The organism is Alteromonas sp. MTD1 (genome assembly GCF_042848195.1).
GTDB lineage: Bacteria > Pseudomonadota > Gammaproteobacteria > Enterobacterales > Alteromonadaceae > Alteromonas.
Genome location: NZ_BTGG01000008.1, coordinates 134,338 through 151,296, shown reverse-complemented (window position 1 = coordinate 151,296; position 16,959 = coordinate 134,338). Strand labels below are relative to the sequence as shown.

Sequence of the window (16,959 nt, the reverse complement as noted above, 5' to 3'; positions counted from 1 at the left end):
ATTGCACGGCTAAGCGTACGTTGGTACGCTTGCGCCCCACTTTTACAAAGAGACAGCTTACCTATGTGGTTTAAAAACGTTAAAGCCTATCAACTAACCCAACCCTTATCACTCGACGAAGGCGATCTTGAACGCGTGTTAAGCGAACATGCTTTTCGTCCGTGTGGTAGTCAAGACTTAGCAACAATGGGCTTTGCTTCTCCGTTTTCACAAGCAGGTAAACAAGGCACTATGTTTCACGTAGTCCAGCAGCGTTTCTGGATCACGCTTAAGAAACAAGAAAAGATTTTACCCGGTGCGGTGGTAAATGCTGAGTTAGAAGAGATGGTTGCGAAGATCGAAATGGAAACCGGCTCTCCTGTTGGTAAAAAAGCGAAAGCCGACTTAAAGCAGGAAATCCAAACGCGCTTACTTCCGCAGGCTTTTACTAAAAATAGCTATACCCACGGTTTCATTTCGTTACCAGACAACCTTGTAGTTGTTGATGCCTCTTCTGACGGAAAAGCAGAAGCTTTTCTTGCGATGGTACGCAAAGCCATTGGTTCTTTGCCCGTAGTGCCATTAGCCAGACGTAGTCTACAAAGCGAACTGACGCATTGGGTTACAGACGCAACACCCGAGGGCATTTCACTGCTTGAAGAAGCTGAGTTGAAGTCTAGCGACGACACCGGCAGCGTTATCCGCTGTAAAAACCAGCCGTTAGACAGCGAAGAAATTAGTATTCACTTAGATGCTGGAAAACTGGTTCAAAAGGTCGCTTTTGAGTATGCCGATACGTTGACAGCTATTATTTGTGAAGACGGGGCGGTTAAACGCATTAAGTTTACTGACCGCATTAAAGAAGAAACCGATGATGTACCTAAAGACCAGGTTGAAGCACGGTTAGACGCAGAGTTTGCATTAATGTCGGCAGAAATTACTACCCTGCTTAACTTCTTAAGAGATGAGCTAAATTTGAATGACACTGCGCTTTAATTAAGCGCAAATTTCGGGCACTAGGCGTGATTCACGAGTTTATTCAACGCTTCGTGCCCATTATGTTGCTGCAATCAGCACTTTAATCGACACTTTTTGAAGCGCATGCCCCATTGGGATAATGGATAACCGCAATAAAATGGGTCTCGCCTACTTCATCTCTATATCCATGGGCTTGGTCTGCATGTAACAGGCATTGTTCGCCCTCTTCATATTTTTCCCATTGGCCATTTTGTAAAACGCTTAAACATCCTTTTGTCACATGAATTCGCTCAGTTACCCCTACTTGGTGAGCCGTTGAATGCTGTTCATGTTTATTTCTAAGCACTAGTGCAAATACTTCAAACTGTGTTAACTCATCAAAAGCAAACAGTGTTTTCACATCCATATTGGGGTCGTTTGAAAATTTGTTATCTACTGAATGTTGATCATCAGCAACTACACCTTCTGAAGGCGTAATAAAAGATGAAAAAGATGCAGACAACCCCGTAGCAATTTTCCATAAGGTCGCGATAGTGGGGCTAGATTCACCTCTTTCAATTTGCCCAAGCATGGCTTTTGACACACCGGTAAGCTGCGCTGTTTTATCAAGCGAGAGGCCTCGCGATTTTCGTAGTGCCTTAAGGTGGCTCGCAATGCGCGCAGAGATGTCGTTTTGATTCTGTGATGTCATTATGCTTTTCGCTAACCAAATGTATTCGTGAAATCGTTTATGCTGCTGCTTTTTCTTTCTTTGCTTATTATTTCCATTTTGAGTTGTGCGCTATAACGCACAAATGCTACAGTTACAGAAATAGACGTACGTTATAACGCACATAATACAAAGCAACTGTAGCAATACTAGCGTAAGTCTCAAGCGTTCTTTTAAGGAATTAGCATGAAATACTGGAAGTTAAGTCATATAAGTGCAGGTCTAACGGCGGTGACCGTAGGCTATAGCAGTGCAGTGGTTATTGTAATCGATCTTGCCCGAAGTGCGGGTGCAACTGAGCCCATGGTAGTGAGCTGGTTGCTGGCGCTTGGTATCGGAATGGGCGCAACCTGCATTGTATTTTCTTGGCTTACCAAGCTTCCTGTCGTTACCGCATGGTCTACGCCGGGCGCCGCTTTTTTGTTAACCAGTGTAGGTGATTATTCACTTCAAGAAAGTATAGGTGCCTTTGTCATCTGTGCTCTGCTTTCTCTTGTTGCCGCCCAGAGTCGCCGCCTTTTAACCCTAATAAGTCGCATTCCTGTGGCCATTTCATCAGCGTTGCTTGCGGGTATTTTGCTGCCTATTTGCTTAGCAATTTTTAGTGATGTGAATGAAGCGCCATTACTCGTTGCTACATTTCTTGCTGTATATATGGTGGGAAGCCGCCTATTTCCGCACTATTTAATGCTTGTATTACTTTCACTTTCGTTGGTTATAAGCCTGTTTTTTCAGTCAGAAACAAACGCTGCCTTGCATTTCACCCTTCCCTCGCCTGTCTGGGTTACGCCCCACTTTTCCTTATCGGCTACAGTGGGTTTGGCTATTCCCCTGTTTATTATCACTACCTTGTCACAAAACTTACCTGGTATTGCTATACATCATGCACACGGTTACCGCCCCGATCATAAACCTATTCTATCAGGCATTGCGCTTGTTCAAGGCTTATTGGCGCCATTAGGAGGGTTTACATTTAATCTAGCGGCAATCACTGCTGCACTGTGCATGGGAGAACAAGCAGACCAAGATGAATCGCAGCGCTATAAAGCAGCCATCGCCGCGGGCATAGGGTATTTATTGATGGGGCTACTTGCTTCAGTGGTGGTTGGCTTATTTGTGAGTATGCCCGTTATTATAATTCATCTGCTTGCCGGGCTAGCTTTATTGGGCACCTTACAGGGTGCACTAGCAAAGTGTGTAGAAATAGAGCAGCATCGCGCTCCGGCGTTAATCACGCTGCTCTGCACTGCATCAGGGTTTAGCTTATTTTCTATCACGTCAGCAGTGTGGGGGCTAACGTTGGGCTTATTACTGTTATTGGTTCAAAAGAAGAAGCCTTAAAGGCATGCACAAAAAAGCCGGCAATTTATGTCTAAATGCCGGCTTTTAGAGGATAAAAGAACGTTTATTAAGCGAAGATTTGTTTTGCTGCGCTCGCCAACTCTTCAAACTCATCTGAGTGCAGTTCACCCATGTCTTCAACAACGCCGCGCTGCATGGCAAGGTTTAACACCGCGTCTTTTTGACTATCTATTGCACCAGATATAGCAGCACCAACGCGTACAAAGTCGATGTAGCTAAGATTTTCTGGCATATAGCTAAGATCTTTCCAGTTTTTTGCTACGTTGGCAAAGGTATCACCAAAGCCCCACTCGCGCATAATGCTGGCGCCAATACGACCTGCTAGTTTGTCTATCGCATTTTCTAAAAACGTAGGCGTTGCAAAAACCTCTGGGTGTCTTTCAGCTTCTGTCAAAATAGGCAACACACCAATGTTGTGAACCAATGCCGCAAGCGTCATAGTGTCCATACTCATTTCACGCTTCTTAGTTCGTGCAATGTAAACTTGTAACACGGCCATCGAGTTAGCAACTATATTGACCGTATTGGCCCACTCTTTCTGTAATTGTCTAGCCACAATGTCGTTTTTTGAAACAAACAACTGCTCCATTGCAAGTGCAGTAGAAATATTCTTAATTTGGCGAAGTCCAATACGCGTAACCGCTTGGCTTATAGAGGAGACCTTTACGCTGCGGCCCATATAGGCGCTATTGGCAATCTTAATCATTCTAGCGCTTAATGAAGGGTCTTGGCCTATTACGTCGCCCATGTCGCTAAGGTTGATATCAGGGTCATCCGCTGCTTTTCGCACTTTAAGTGCAATTGCTGGCAACGTAGGCAGTACGAGTGTATCGTTATTGATTTTTTCAACGAGTATTGTTGAGAGCGCGTTCTGTGTAGACATATTTCTACCCTTAGAAAATTCCGTGTGGCCTGTTTAAGGCAACCAGTGACTAATTATCTTAACCTACCTACGGTAATTTGATTGGCGTTCCAATATACCAAATAGGTTAGTTGTGCTTGTTAGCTTCTAATCGTTTGTTGTCAATGCACAGGGTTTAAACCAGCGCACAGAAGCTCATTGTTTTCTTTTAGTATTTCAACCAACATACTATAGTAGCTGAAACGATTCGACCAACTAAAAACGTGTCAGTTGTGACAAATATCCAACACATCCGACCCCTTTGATGGTAATCACAAAAATTTCAATATCTGTAAATAGTTGCTTTTGAAAGTATAGACAACAAGTAAGAAAGCACTATTGATATTGCCAAAAATATTTTCATACTTTTGTATGAAATCAAAAGCATAGATATAAAAACAGTAGATAAAGTCAGCTTAACGAAAACGGTGAACACATAATATGAAAACAATAAAACGCGCCTCTTTCTCACCTATTGCTGCGGCAGTAGCGGGTATCTTCCTTTTATCAGGTTGTACAAAAAACACAGAAAACACCGCCACAACATCGGTAGACGACGCAGCACCCACTGCGCAGTCGCTATTAGTGGATGAATCACGACTAGAAATTTATCACCCAGTAGACCTTACCGCAGATTTATCGCATTTATCTGACAATCAAAAAGCCATGCTGTCGTTACTTATCGATGCATCGAAGATTATGGACGACTTGTTCTGGAAACAGGCTTTTTTTGATGACAAAGATACCTTTCTTCAGTCTATTGAAAATAAAAACGTGCGTCACTTTGCAGCTATTAATTATGGCCCTTGGGATCGCTTAAATGGTGACACGCCATTTTTAGCTGGCTATGAGGACAAAGCGATGGGGGCTGAGTTTTACCCTCACGATATGGACAAAGCGGAATTCGCAACAGCAGACTTTGCCAATAAAGACGGGCTTTATTCAGTCGTAAAACGAGACGACGCTGGTCAGCTTTATTCACAGCCGTACTCAGAAGCATTTAAAAGCGAGCTTATGAAAGCCTCTGAGCTGCTTACAAAAGCTGCAGAACTTGCTGATGATGAGAGCTTTAAACAATATCTAACACTGCGTTCTAAAGCGTTACTTACCGACGACTATCTTGCATCAGATATGGCCTGGATGGATATGAAAACCAACCCAATCGAACTGGTTATCGGTCCTATTGAAAGCTATGAAGATCAGCTTTTTGGTTATCGCGCAGCGTTTGAAGCCTATGTATTGGTAAAAGACTTAGCGTGGAGCGAGAAACTTGCAAAATACGCAGCATTTTTACCAGAGCTTCAACAAGGTTTACCTGTAGCAGAAGCCTACAAAGCAGAAATGCCAGGTTCTGATGCCGACCTTAACGCCTATGATGTTATCTATTATGCCGGTCATTCAAATGCGGGGAGCAAAACTATTGCGATTAACCTGCCTAACGATGAACGTGTACAACTAGAAAAAGGCACACGCAGGCTTCAACTGAAAAATGCAATGCAGGCTAAATTCGACAATATTCTAGTGCCTATTGCCAACACGCTTATTGTTGAAGAGCAGCGTAGCCACATTACGTTTGACGCGTTTTTTGCAAATACGATGTTTCACGAAGTTGCGCATGGGCTTGGTATTAAAAACACGCTAGACGGTGAAGGCACCGTTCGCGGAGCACTTAAAGAGCACGCCTCGGCACTTGAGGAAGGTAAAGCAGATATTCTTGGGCTTTACATGGTGCAAAGCTTATTAGAGAAAGGTGAAATTACTGAAGGGTCGTTAGAAGACTACTATGTAACCTTTATGGCAGGCATATTCCGCTCGGTGCGCTTTGGCGCAAGCTCAGCACACGGTAAAGCGAATATGATCCGTTTTAACTTCTTTGCACAACAAGGTGCTTTTGAGAAAACTGACGACGGCTTATATCGCGTCAATATGCAGAAAATGGGCGCGGCGGTTGAAGCGTTATCCGAGCTTATATTAACGCTACAAGGCGACGGTAACTACGGTGGTGTTGCTGACTTAGTGGCTACAATGGGAATGATAAAGCCAGATTTAGCTTCTGATTTAGCCCGTTTAGAAGCGGCAAACATTCCTGTAGATATTCACTTTAACCAAGGCAAAAAGTTACTTGGGTTAACTGAATAGCGTTAACGCATAAGCTCACTTGTGCTGGCGGTTAGGCACTGCATTAAGGCAAGTTCCTACTAGCAAGTACTAAAGCACAAATAAAAAACGCAGTGTGACTTACCCACTGCGTTTTTTTATTTGCTTGTTGTAGCTAAGCACGCTCAGCTAACCTCAACGGTCAGCCCATCAAGTTTTACTCTACGTGCTGTTTCATGTTTTCCGTGTAAGGAGGCCATCCCAAAGGCTTACCCGCAAGCACGTGAAGATGAATATGGTAAACGGTTTGCCCGCCATATTCATTGCAGTTCATTACCGTACGAAACCCCTGATCGGCAAAGCCAAGTTCAGCGGCTATTTTAGCGGCGACGAAAGACAAGTGACCTACCGCTTCCCTATCTTCTTGTGCAATATCATTAATCGTAGCAATTGGCTTCTTTGGAATGACTAAGAAGTGCACTGGCGCTTGTGGGTTTATGTCTTTAAACGCCAACGCCATGTCGTCTTCATAAAGTATTTCTGCCGGTATTTCTTTATTGATAATCTTAGTAAAAATTGTCTCGGCCATAACCTTTTCTTCCTTCTTTACAATTAATGCAAAACCAATTATCTATTGGTTTTTTATTATGCAAACACAAACCACAATAAAACACCGCCTAATGCCAAGCGATACAATACAAACGGCAACATTCCAATGCGCGATATCCAGCTTAAAAATAGGAATATACACAAGTAAGCGCTAACAAAAGAAAATGCCGCGCCATACACTAATGCAGCCCAATCTACGGTTTCATTCGCACTTAATAAATCTAACGTTGCCAGTAAGCCTGCTCCCAAAATAACGGGGATCGACAAAAGAAATGAAAAACGTGCACAGGCTTCACGAGTTAAACCCAGCATTAAACCGGCGGTCATCGTAATACCAGAACGTGAAGTCCCCGGTATCAAAGCTAGCACCTGCGCAATACCTATAAAGATGGCTTGCTTCATGGTTAGCGTATCTAACTCTTGCTTTCGCTTGGCGGTGGCGTCGGCGTACCATAGCAGCAGCCCAAACAAAATAGTGGTTCCAGCAATAACCAAGGCAGTTCTTGCGTTCTCTTCAATCCAACCTTTCATTAAAAAGCCGACAATAACCGCAGGAATAGTGGCAAGAATAACGTACCACGCCAGTTTGCTGTCGGTTGATTGTTCTTTAGTAAAGCCTTCGGTTACCCATGCCACCGTCATTCTTGCGATTTCTTGGCGGAAGTAAATAATAACCGCAAGTAAGCTGCCAACATGCACCGCTACATCAAAGGCTAAACCTTGGCTTACCCAGCCTAAAAGCTCTGCCGGTAGTAATAGGTGCCCCGAGCTACTAATAGGTAAAAACTCGGTAACGCCTTGAATAATAGCAAGTATAATAATTTCGAAAAGTGTCATTCCCTTGATTAGCTCCAAGTAAAGTCAATAGGCCAAAGCTGCTGCTTCTGTTTGTCGAATGCCTGCCACATTTGTGCGTAGGACTGTTTTGTCACTGGGTGAATATCATTAGGCACCAGTTCAGCTAGCGGCCACAGCACGAAAGCATTAAACGTAATTTCGTCTCTAGGCAGCACCACAGGCTCGTTTATCACTCGGTCATCAAACGTGAGTAAATCTAAATCTAGCGTTCGTGCGCAAAACTTCTTCGCGCTATGCACACGGCCATTCTCTTTTTCTATTGTTTTAAGAATATTGCACACGTCATCAACTGACATGTCGGTCTCAGCTCGCGCGACTAAGTTGTAGAAAGGGTTGCCATTAAAGCCGACGGCTTCACTTTCATACACCGACGACACCGTAACGTTGCTAAAATGCTGTTTAAGCGCCACAACAGACTGACGCGTGTAGCGCTCTCTTTCAATATTTGAACCAATACTGATAAGTATGACGTGGTGAGCCATTAAGCGCGCTCTCTTGTCATTTCTACTGCTACGGTCTGTGCATTTGGCAAAATGTTTGGCTTCACTATTTTTAGCTTAATAGCGTGAACGTTAAACGTTGCAAGCACGGTATCCATTACCCGTGAACCAAAGGCTTCTAAAAGCTCAAAGGTACTTTCTTTGCCTACAGCAACAATACAATCGGCCACTTTGGCATAGTCTACCGTGTCGTGCACGTTATCGCTTTGCATTGCTGCATCTAGATCAACATCTAATGTGATATCCAGTAAAAGCTCGGTCATTTGAACTCTTTCCCAGTCATACACGCCAATCAGGGTGTCTACAGCTAGCCCTGTTATATAAATTTTGCCCATGAAATTAATCTACTCGTGTCATTACTGGTCTTACGACTGCGGTTTTACCTTCATTATTGCGGCGTAAAGGTGGTATATCGCGTTTGGATGGAGTAGCGTTACGCTAAACCACCGCAGAAAATGTGGCACAACTATAACGCTGTACTATTACTAGGGGCAACCAAGGTTTTCAAATTTAACGTCTAAACGTATGTTTACGCCATAAAACGTTAAATATTTATAAGTACGACTACGCCAGATAGCACTTAATACGGCCCTTAAATATGGCACCTAAAAATAGCACCGTAGTCTAGAAGTGAAATAAAACAGCAAGGCAGCTATAAACGTGTACGTGAATTACCAATGACATCGCTAACTCTATTAATGATCACTGTGGCCTACTTATTTGGCTCGCTATCCAGTGCTGTGGTAATTAGCCACGCTTTTCGATTACCCGACCCAAGGACAGCTGGCTCAAAAAACCCTGGAGCTACAAATGTCTATCGCTTAGGCGGCAGAATACCCGCCCTATTGGTACTTGTAATGGATATCTTAAAAGGCACTATTCCCGTTTACGGAAGTTACTTTTTAGGTATTGAGCCCATTTTACTTGGCGTTATCGCAATAGCGGCGTGCCTAGGCCATATTTTCCCACTGTATTTTGGTTTTAAAGGCGGTAAAGCAGTGGCTACTGCCTTCGGTGCTATGTTACCCATAGGATTGGACTTGGCTGGGCTACTTATTTTGTGTTGGGTTATTGCGGTGTTTTTTACTGGCTATTCATCGCTGGGCGCACTTATTGCGGTGTCGCTTGCACCCATTTTTACCTACCTTATTAAACCTCTGTACACCATTCCTGTAGCTATGTTGTCTCTACTTATTATTGTACGCCATAAAGACAACATCAGCCGCTTATTTGCTGGCAACGAAAGTAAAGTATGGGACAAGGGCAATATTAAAGAGTAAGGCCGTCTTCCAATACGTCAATTTTACCGTCAATGGGTGAAAGCGGCGTTATACCTAGGATTTTTGCCAACGCGGGGTAAATTTCAAGGTTTGAAAATGCCGGAAGCGTTGCTCCCTTTTTAAAAGCGGGCCCGGCAGCAATGAAAAGCGCGCCCATATCGGGCAGCGTATTTAAATATCCATGACTGCCTTTATTAGAATAGGTTTTCCCGCCGCTAACAAAACGCGCGGGTGGCGCAATTTCAATTAAAATATCGCCGGTACGGTCGCCTTTCTGCATTGCTCTATCTGCACGCTGCGAATCGTTAAGCACTAAGAACTTGCCTTGCGATATAGAGTTTAGACGCTCTTTTTCTCTGCTTATTTCGTCGTCAGATACGCCCGGCAGTGCATAAAGATGAATTTGTGCCCCTTCGTTTTCAGCAATAAAATTATCTGAAATATTGAGCGTGGCAACATCAATTAACGCGTTGTTATCAATGTTTGTCATACCGTGGTCTGACACCACAACAAGATTAACGTTAATACCAAGGGCATTTAATCTGTCATACAGCTGCCCAATTAACGCATCCACGAACTGTACGGCATCTTTAGTTTCATCAGACGCTGGGCCTTCATTGTGACCTATGGTGTCGGTTAGTGAAAAATAACCTGCGACAAGCCGGGGGCGAGACACCTCCGGCAAACTCATCCACTGCACAATTTGATCGATGCGCTGCTGATAGCTCGCAAACTTTGAGTAGTGGTAGTGATAAGTAGGCAGCGCACCTGATATGCGCGCATCGGATTCAGGCCAGAAAAAGGCTCCGGCTTTTAAACCGTGATACTCAGCCAATGTCCATAGCGGAATACCCGTTATCCACGTACTGTCTTTAAGTCCGCCGCCCAGCTTGTATTGTGCATAGCCCGGCATACCATTTTGCATATTCGGGCGTGACTTGTCGTAAAACCTATTATTAACAATGCCGTGGTTTTTAGGTAATAACCCGGTTACTAACGAAATATGATTGGGAAATGTATTGGCAGGGTAAACCGGTGTTAACGACGCGCTGCGAATACCGTCTTTAGCTATGCGATTGAGGTGCTTGGCATTGTGTAACTCCACGTAATCGTGCCTGAAACCATCAAGCGACATTAACACCACGTACTGTGGTGCATTTACCTTTAATTGTATATTTTCGTTGGCAGCATGTGTCGGTGTACACGATAAAAAGAAACATATTAAAAACCAAGTAATGCCCTGCATATTCAAACTATTTGCTGCCCTACTCACACTACTACCTCAACTTCTTTTATTTTTTTGCCGTGCTTTATGTTTTGCATACTTTTATTCTAAAGCGCCTAACTTAACGTCAGATAGCTGTTAAGGTGTCTAGCGGCCAACGCGGTTTGGCCTGAGAAGAAAGCCCAAGTATTTCACCCGCTTTTAGTCGCTGCATACCCGCGTACGCAATCATTGCACCGTTGTCTGTGCAATAAGCAAGGCTAGGATAAAATACTTCACCTTTAAGCTCCGTCATTAACTTTTGCATTTGCTCGCGCAGCATAGTGTTGGCACTTACACCGCCCGCTATTACTAGTCGCTTCATGCCTGTTTGCTTAAGTGCTCTTTTGCATTTGATAATAAGCGTATCTACAACCGCTTCTTGAAACGCATACGCAATGTTGGCTTTTATCTGCTCAGCATCGTTTCCGGTTAAGTCTGCATCGCGAATAGTATTAGCGGCAAACGTTTTTAAACCGCTAAAGCTAAAATCTAAACCTGGTCTGTCAGTCATAGGGCGTGGAAACTTATAGTGCCCCGGTTCACCTTTTTCAGCCAACTTTGCCAGCAGCGGGCCACCTGGGTAGTCCAAACCAAGCAGTTTTGCAGTTTTATCGAATGCTTCACCGGCTGCATCGTCGATAGATTCACCAAGTACTTCATAAGCACCAATGGATTCTACTTTAACCAACATAGAGTGACCGCCAGACACAAGCAGTGCCACAAAAGGAAATTCAGGGGCATGTGCTTCAAGCATAGGGGCTAGAAGATGTCCTTCCATGTGATGAACGCCAACCGCGGGCACGTTCCATGCGTAAGCTAACGAGCGTCCTACAGAAGAACCTACCAACAGTGCGCCAACCAAACCTGGACCTTGTGTAAATGCAACGCCGTCAATATCTGAAGGTTTGCTGTTGGCATCCTGCATGGCTTTTTCAATAAGAGGGATAATTTTACGAACGTGATCGCGTGAGGCCAGTTCTGGAACAACACCACCGTAGTCGGCATGCAGCTTAACTTGGCTGTATAATTCGTGCGATAACAACCCTTTTTCGTCGTCGTACACGGCAATGCCTGTTTCGTCACACGATGTTTCTATTCCCAAAATCCGCATTAAGGCGACCCCTATTCACTACTTATAGATTTTCAAAGATCTTAAAATTATTACTGGCGATCTTGTGCGATCCTCTTTATGATCTGCCCGCGATCGAATCCGACTCCACATCAAAACATATTCTTTGCGGTGGGTCGCTCATATCATATGGGCGCAGAGTTTACCTTTAAACCAGCATTCATGGAATGCTAACAAAGGGGTAATTGCAGTTTATTGACTATTTTTTGGCAATTCATCCTTTACTTTCTCTGTAGATATGATTAGAATTTCGCACCATTTTTAACCCGGGTGGCCTTTTTAGCGCACAATTTTACCCGGATTTACACAGTAAAAGTTTTGAGGTGAGTGTTTAATGCCTATCGTTAAAGTTAGAGAAAACGAGCCGTTTGATGTGGCGCTGCGTCGTTTTAAGCGTTCTTGTGAAAAAGCAGGTGTTCTTTCTGAAGTTCGTCGTCGTGAATTCTTCGAAAAGCCAACTTGGGAACGCAAGCGCAAGAAAGCTGCCGCTAAAAAGCGTCATCTTAAGAAGCTAGCTCGTGAAAACGCACGTCGCGTAAAACTCTACTAATATAGGGTTAAGTAACGAGTCTGAAAGGTGTTGCAATTGCAGCACCTTTCGCGTTTCTGGGCCTCTATTTTTTACTTCGCTTAATCAAACAAAAACAGGAAGCATCATGGCACTAATTGATGATTTAAAAAATGCACAGAAAGACGCAATGCGCGCGAAAGATAAAGTTCGCCTTGGCACTATCCGTATGGCGCTTGCTGCGATTAAACAAAAAGAAATCGACGAGCAAATCACATTAGACGATAGCGCAATTCTTGCGGTATTAACCAAAATGGTAAAACAGCGCCAAGACGCTGCGTCTCAGTTCGATGCTGCCAATCGTGATGATCTTGCAAGTAAAGAACGCGAAGAAATTACGCATATTGAAGGTTTCTTGCCCAAGCCATTAACTGATGATGAACTTAGTGCGCTTATTGATGAAACAATGGCCGCAACAGGCGCAAGCGGTATGCAAGACATGGGTAAAGTAATGGGCGCATTAAAGCCAAAAGTACAGGGCCGCACCGACATGGGCGCGCTAAGCGCTAAAATTAAGGCTCGCCTGAACGCATAAGTCCAAATGCAAAAAGTGTATAACGAAGGCGCAACACCCTAGTCATGCATTTATAAGAGGTAAAAATGAGAACGCTGATTGGTTAGTCGTTCTCATTTTCAAACTTCCCTGTTACAGTACTGTTCGATTTACGTTTTTGACTCTCCCATGGCTGGAAAAATACCTCGCGATTTTATTGATGACTTACTTTCTCGTACCGACGTTGTAGAGATTGTAGACAGTCGTGTTAAGTTGAAAAAAGCTGGCAAGAACTATCAAGCATGCTGCCCCTTTCACAATGAAAAATCCCCTTCGTTTACCGTAAGCCAAGACAAGCAGTTTTATCATTGCTTTGGCTGTGGTGCTCACGGTAACGCTATTTCATTTATGATGGAATTCGACAGGCTTGAATTCGTTGAAGCCATTGAGGAACTAGCGCGCTATCACGGTTTAGAAGTTCCTCGTGAAAAAGGCAGTCGCCCCGCTATGAGCGAGGAGAAAAAACAACAGCAGCAAGACGACTACGCTGTAATGGAACAAGTAGCTCGTTTTTTCCAGCATCAGCTTCGTCAGAACAGCAACAGTAAAAAGGCCATCGACTATCTTAAAAATCGCGGTTTAAGCGGTGATATTGTTAAGCAATGGGAAATTGGTTACGCCCCTGATAGTTGGGATGCCTTATTAAAGACATTTGGAACCGATCCCCAGCGCATAAAGCAACTCATTGATTTAAAGCTGGTGAACAAGAACGACCAAGGTCGCACCTATGACTTTTTCCGTGACCGAATTATGTTCCCCATCCGCGATAAGCGAGGACGCGTAGTTGGTTTTGGCGGACGTGTATTAGAAGACGGTGGTCCTAAATATTTAAACTCGCCTGAAACGCGTATTTTCCACAAAGGAAGCGAGCTTTTTGGTTTTTATTCTGCCCGGCAGCAAAACAGAAACCTTGATACGGTAGTGATTGTTGAAGGTTATATGGACGTGGTTGCGCTTAGCCAGTTCGACATCAATATTGCTACTGCCGCGCTAGGTACGGCCACTACTCCCGAACATATACAAATGCTAGTGCGCGCGACGTCACACATTGTATGCTGTTATGACGGAGACCGCGCTGGTCGCGAAGCCGCATGGCGTGCACTTGAAAATGCCCTGCCCTCGCTTAAAGATGGCGTGCGACTTTCGTTTTTATTTTTGCCTGACGGCGAAGACCCAGACACCATGGTACGCCAAGTTGGTAAAGATGCCTTTATGGGTATGCTCGATACGGCAATGCCCTTGTCGCGATTTTTCTTTGAAAACCTGTTGAAAACCCATAATGTGGGTATACCTGAGGGCAAAATAGCACTTAAAAAAGCCGCTATGCCACTTATTGAAAGTACGTTGGGTGAAGATCAGAAACAAATGCTGCTTGAAGAGCTTGCCAAACACACTGGAGAATTCGATCGTTTTAAACTTCAGCAAGATATAACTCGAGCAAACCAGGGCAGCAAACAAGCGTATTCACCTAATAGAACGCAAGTTAACAAGCCTAAGCTTTCGCCGCTGCGTATGCTAATTCGTCTGCTATTAGACCAACCTGCGTTGGCAAGCCAGTGCGAAGACGTACAAATTGGTATTTTCGCCGGAAGCAACGCTGCTGGCATGGACTTATTGCGCGATATTCACACGTTTTGTTTAACCAATCCTAAAGCTAATACTGCGCAACTTGTTGAAAATTTCCGCAACCATCCCCATTCTTCTACTATCGCGAAATTATTGTTGCAAGAACACTTAGTTAAAGACGAGGATGCTGAACGTGTTTATAACGACAGCTTCGCTCGCTTACTTGATGGGCATTTCGATAGCCGAATAGAGACCTTAATTTCTCGTTCTAGGGTTCAACCGCTGACAAAAGCGGAGAAAGAGGAACTGAACCTACTTATGAGGGAAAGACAAAAAAGCTGACCAACGGGTTAACCCTTTTTGCTCACAAAATACTGGCTAAAAAATCAGCCGTCAATCTGGTCAAACAACCGTTGACTCTGCTATACTGGCTAATTCGCTGTAAGTAGACTTGGAAGCATTAGGCAGCTCTAATATGAACGCCAATGCGAACTGCTAAGTTGAACAGCTTATGTGAACAAGAATACAGCAACAAAAGTAGCAAAGATATAGCCGACGATAACGGGCAGAACCGAACCCGAGCCGATGTGCACCGCATATGCGTAAAATGAAAGCAGCGTGGCATCGAGCAACAAAACGGCCTTGATACAAAAGCAGTAATACAGCAAATAAGGGAACATGCCGACGTGTGTGTTGTCTTTTTTAATGCAAACTAATTGAATGTGAGAAGTGTAGGTTATATGGCGCAAAGCAAGCAGTCTCAGATTAAACTCCTGATTGCAAAGGGTAAAGAGCAAGGTTACTTAACCTTTGCAGAAGTTAACGACCACCTGCCGCAAGACATTGTCGATTCTGATCAAATCGAAGACATAATCCGCATGATTAACGACATGGGAATTCAAGTTTCTGAATCAGCTCCTGATGCAGACGAACTTCTCATGCAAGAAGCTAATGCCGATGAAGATGCTGCTGAAGCTGCAGCACAGGCACTTGCTACTGTAGAAAGTGAAATTGGCCGCACAACCGATCCTGTTCGTATGTATATGCGTGAAATGGGAACGGTTGAACTTCTTACGCGTGAAGGCGAGATTGAAATCGCTAAGCGTATTGAGGATGGTATCAACCAGGTTCAGTGCTCTGTTGCTGAGTACCCTGAAGCCATCACTTATCTACTTGACCAATGGGACCTTTTTGAAGCGGAAGAAATTCGCCTAAGCGATATCATTTCAGGCTTCGTAGACCCGAACGACGACCAAGATTTAGCACCTACGGCCACTCACGTTGGTTCAGAGCTTTCAGAAGAAGAGCTTGATGACGAAGATGACGACGGTGATGACGACGACAGCGATGAAGATGAAGGCGGTGTTGATCCTGAACTAGCTCGCGAGCGCTTTGCTGAGCTACGTGAGCAGTATCAAAAAACGCGCGCTGTTATCGAGAAGAAAGGTCGTGCTCATGCCGACTCTCGCGAGCAAATCACTGCGCTTAGCGACGTGTTTAAAGAGTTCCGATTGGTACCCAAGCAATTCGACCGCATGGTAAGAAACATGCGTGAGATGATGGACAAGGTTCGCATCCAAGAACGTCTTGTTATGAAGTTCTGCGTTGTTAACGCAAAAATGCCGAAGAAAGACTTCATTAAAGCGTTCGCAGGCAACGAAACATCAACGGCATGGTTACATGAAGCAGTAAAATCTGGCGCGGCTTACGCAGCAGATTTAGCCATTAACCAAGAAGAAATTGAGCGTTGCATCAGCAAGATGAACCAAGTTGAACAAGAAACTGGTTTAGTTATTGCTGATATCAAAGACATTAACCGTCGCATGTCTATCGGTGAAGCGAAAGCACGCCGTGCGAAGAAAGAGATGGTAGAAGCTAACCTTCGTCTTGTAATTTCAATTGCGAAGAAGTACACAAACCGCGGCCTTCAATTCCTTGATCTTATTCAGGAAGGTAACATCGGCCTAATGAAGGCGGTAGATAAGTTTGAATACCGTCGTGGCTACAAGTTCTCTACCTATGCAACATGGTGGATCCGTCAGGCAATCACGCGTTCAATAGCGGACCAAGCTCGTACTATCCGTATACCTGTGCATATGATTGAGACTATTAACAAGCTTAATCGTATCTCTCGTCAAATGCTTCAGGAAATGGGACGTGAGCCTACACCTGAAGAATTGTCGGAACGCATGCTAATGCCAGAAGATAAGATCCGTAAGGTTCTGAAAATTGCAAAAGAGCCAATCTCGATGGAAACGCCTATCGGTGATGATGAAGATTCACATCTTGGTGACTTTATCGAGGACAGCACAATTATTCAGCCCCTCGATTCTGCAACTGGCGGTAGCTTGAAAGACGCTACTCAAGAAGTTCTAGCAGGCCTAACAGCACGTGAAGCGAAAGTACTGCGTATGCGTTTCGGTATTGATATGAACACCGACCACACGCTAGAAGAGGTAGGCAAGCAGTTTGATGTAACGCGTGAGCGTATTCGTCAGATTGAAGCGAAAGCGCTTCGTAAGCTTCGCCACCCTAGCCGTTCAGAGCAGCTTCGCAGCTTCTTAGACGAGTAGTAAAAAGTAATACTTCGAATAAAAATCCCC

16 protein-coding genes are annotated in these 16,959 nt (G+C 44.3%); 8 read left to right on the top strand and 8 right to left on the bottom strand.

What is annotated here, in order from left to right:
• Positions 1-63 precede the first annotated feature (63 nt).
• Positions 64-975, top strand: a complete 912-nt coding sequence (gene rdgC / locus ACGHAV_RS12300; RefSeq protein WP_390380987.1) for a recombination-associated protein RdgC — start codon at positions 64-66, stop codon at positions 973-975.
• An 82-nt stretch (positions 976-1,057) separates the two neighbouring features.
• On the opposite strand, the gene ACGHAV_RS12295 is transcribed toward rdgC, so the two are convergent.
• Complete coding sequence (locus ACGHAV_RS12295) at positions 1,058-1,648, bottom strand: helix-turn-helix domain-containing protein (RefSeq protein WP_390380985.1); 591 nt, start codon at positions 1,646-1,648, stop codon at positions 1,058-1,060.
• A 204-nt stretch (positions 1,649-1,852) separates the two neighbouring features.
• Between ACGHAV_RS12295 and ACGHAV_RS12290 the strand changes: the two genes are divergently transcribed.
• Positions 1,853-3,007, top strand: a complete 1,155-nt coding sequence (locus tag ACGHAV_RS12290; protein ID WP_390380982.1) for a benzoate/H(+) symporter BenE family transporter — start codon at positions 1,853-1,855, stop codon at positions 3,005-3,007.
• A 67-nt stretch (positions 3,008-3,074) separates the two neighbouring features.
• Here ACGHAV_RS12290 and ACGHAV_RS12285 read toward each other — a convergent pair whose 3' ends face one another.
• Positions 3,075-3,911 carry an HDOD domain-containing protein gene (locus ACGHAV_RS12285; RefSeq protein WP_390380979.1) on the bottom strand — a complete coding sequence of 279 codons (837 nt, stop codon included), beginning with the start codon at positions 3,909-3,911 and terminating at the stop codon, positions 3,075-3,077.
• Between the two features lie 459 nt (positions 3,912-4,370).
• Here ACGHAV_RS12285 and ACGHAV_RS12280 point away from each other — a divergent pair, with 459 nt between their 5' ends.
• Positions 4,371-6,068 carry a Zn-dependent hydrolase gene (locus tag ACGHAV_RS12280; protein WP_390380976.1) on the top strand — a complete coding sequence of 566 codons (1,698 nt, stop codon included), beginning with the start codon at positions 4,371-4,373 and terminating at the stop codon, positions 6,066-6,068.
• Positions 6,069-6,243: 175 nt separating this feature from the next.
• Here the strand turns inward: ACGHAV_RS12280 and ACGHAV_RS12275 are convergent, their stop codons facing one another.
• From ACGHAV_RS12275 to folB, 4 genes are read right to left on the bottom strand one after another with little or no spacing between them, the layout of a single operon-like run.
• Entirely contained in the window at positions 6,244-6,615 is a 372-nt protein-coding gene (locus ACGHAV_RS12275) for a histidine triad nucleotide-binding protein (RefSeq protein ID WP_334015402.1), read from the bottom strand.
• A 56-nt stretch (positions 6,616-6,671) separates the two neighbouring features.
• Positions 6,672-7,472, bottom strand: coding sequence for an undecaprenyl-diphosphate phosphatase (locus tag ACGHAV_RS12270; RefSeq protein ID WP_390380973.1), 801 nt, complete (start codon positions 7,470-7,472; stop codon positions 6,672-6,674).
• A gap of 8 nt (positions 7,473-7,480) precedes the next feature.
• Positions 7,481-7,975, bottom strand: a complete 495-nt coding sequence (gene folK / locus ACGHAV_RS12265; protein WP_390380970.1) for a 2-amino-4-hydroxy-6-hydroxymethyldihydropteridine diphosphokinase — start codon at positions 7,973-7,975, stop codon at positions 7,481-7,483.
• The gene (gene folB / locus ACGHAV_RS12260) at positions 7,975-8,328 is read right to left on the bottom strand and encodes a dihydroneopterin aldolase (RefSeq protein WP_334015399.1); all 354 of its coding nucleotides are present in this window, start codon (positions 8,326-8,328) and stop codon (positions 7,975-7,977) included. The genes folK and folB overlap by 1 nt, the downstream gene beginning before the upstream one ends.
• Positions 8,329-8,670: 342 nt before the next feature.
• On the opposite strand from folB, the gene plsY reads away from it, so the two are divergent.
• Entirely contained in the window at positions 8,671-9,273 is a 603-nt protein-coding gene (plsY, locus tag ACGHAV_RS12255; protein WP_334015398.1) for a glycerol-3-phosphate 1-O-acyltransferase PlsY, read from the top strand.
• Here plsY and ACGHAV_RS12250 read toward each other — a convergent pair.
• Both ACGHAV_RS12250 and tsaD read right to left on the bottom strand, forming a co-directional pair.
• Positions 9,263-10,519: an ectonucleotide pyrophosphatase/phosphodiesterase gene (locus ACGHAV_RS12250; RefSeq protein WP_390381289.1), complete on the bottom strand. Its 1,257-nt coding sequence runs from the start codon at positions 10,517-10,519 to the stop codon at positions 9,263-9,265. The genes plsY and ACGHAV_RS12250 overlap by 11 nt on opposite strands.
• Before the next feature lie 106 nt (positions 10,520-10,625).
• Positions 10,626-11,651: a tRNA (adenosine(37)-N6)-threonylcarbamoyltransferase complex transferase subunit TsaD gene (gene tsaD, locus ACGHAV_RS12245; RefSeq protein WP_390380965.1), complete on the bottom strand. Its 1,026-nt coding sequence runs from the start codon at positions 11,649-11,651 to the stop codon at positions 10,626-10,628.
• 352 nt (positions 11,652-12,003) lie between these two features.
• Between tsaD and rpsU the strand changes: the two genes are divergently transcribed.
• The 4 genes from rpsU (at position 12,004) to rpoD (ending at position 16,929) form a co-directional block, all read left to right on the top strand.
• A complete protein-coding gene (gene rpsU / locus ACGHAV_RS12240) occupies positions 12,004-12,219 on the top strand; it encodes a 30S ribosomal protein S21 (protein ID WP_012517258.1) in 216 nt (71 codons plus the stop codon).
• Positions 12,220-12,325: 106 nt separating this feature from the next.
• Positions 12,326-12,772 carry a GatB/YqeY domain-containing protein gene (locus ACGHAV_RS12235; protein WP_390380960.1) on the top strand — a complete coding sequence of 149 codons (447 nt, stop codon included), beginning with the start codon at positions 12,326-12,328 and terminating at the stop codon, positions 12,770-12,772.
• A 147-nt stretch (positions 12,773-12,919) separates the two neighbouring features.
• On the top strand, positions 12,920-14,698 hold the full coding sequence (dnaG, locus tag ACGHAV_RS12230) for a DNA primase (protein WP_390380958.1): 1,779 nt from the start codon (positions 12,920-12,922) through the stop codon (positions 14,696-14,698).
• Between the two features lie 398 nt (positions 14,699-15,096).
• Positions 15,097-16,929 carry an RNA polymerase sigma factor RpoD gene (gene rpoD / locus ACGHAV_RS12225; protein WP_334015391.1) on the top strand — a complete coding sequence of 611 codons (1,833 nt, stop codon included), beginning with the start codon at positions 15,097-15,099 and terminating at the stop codon, positions 16,927-16,929.
• Positions 16,930-16,959 lie beyond the last annotated feature (30 nt).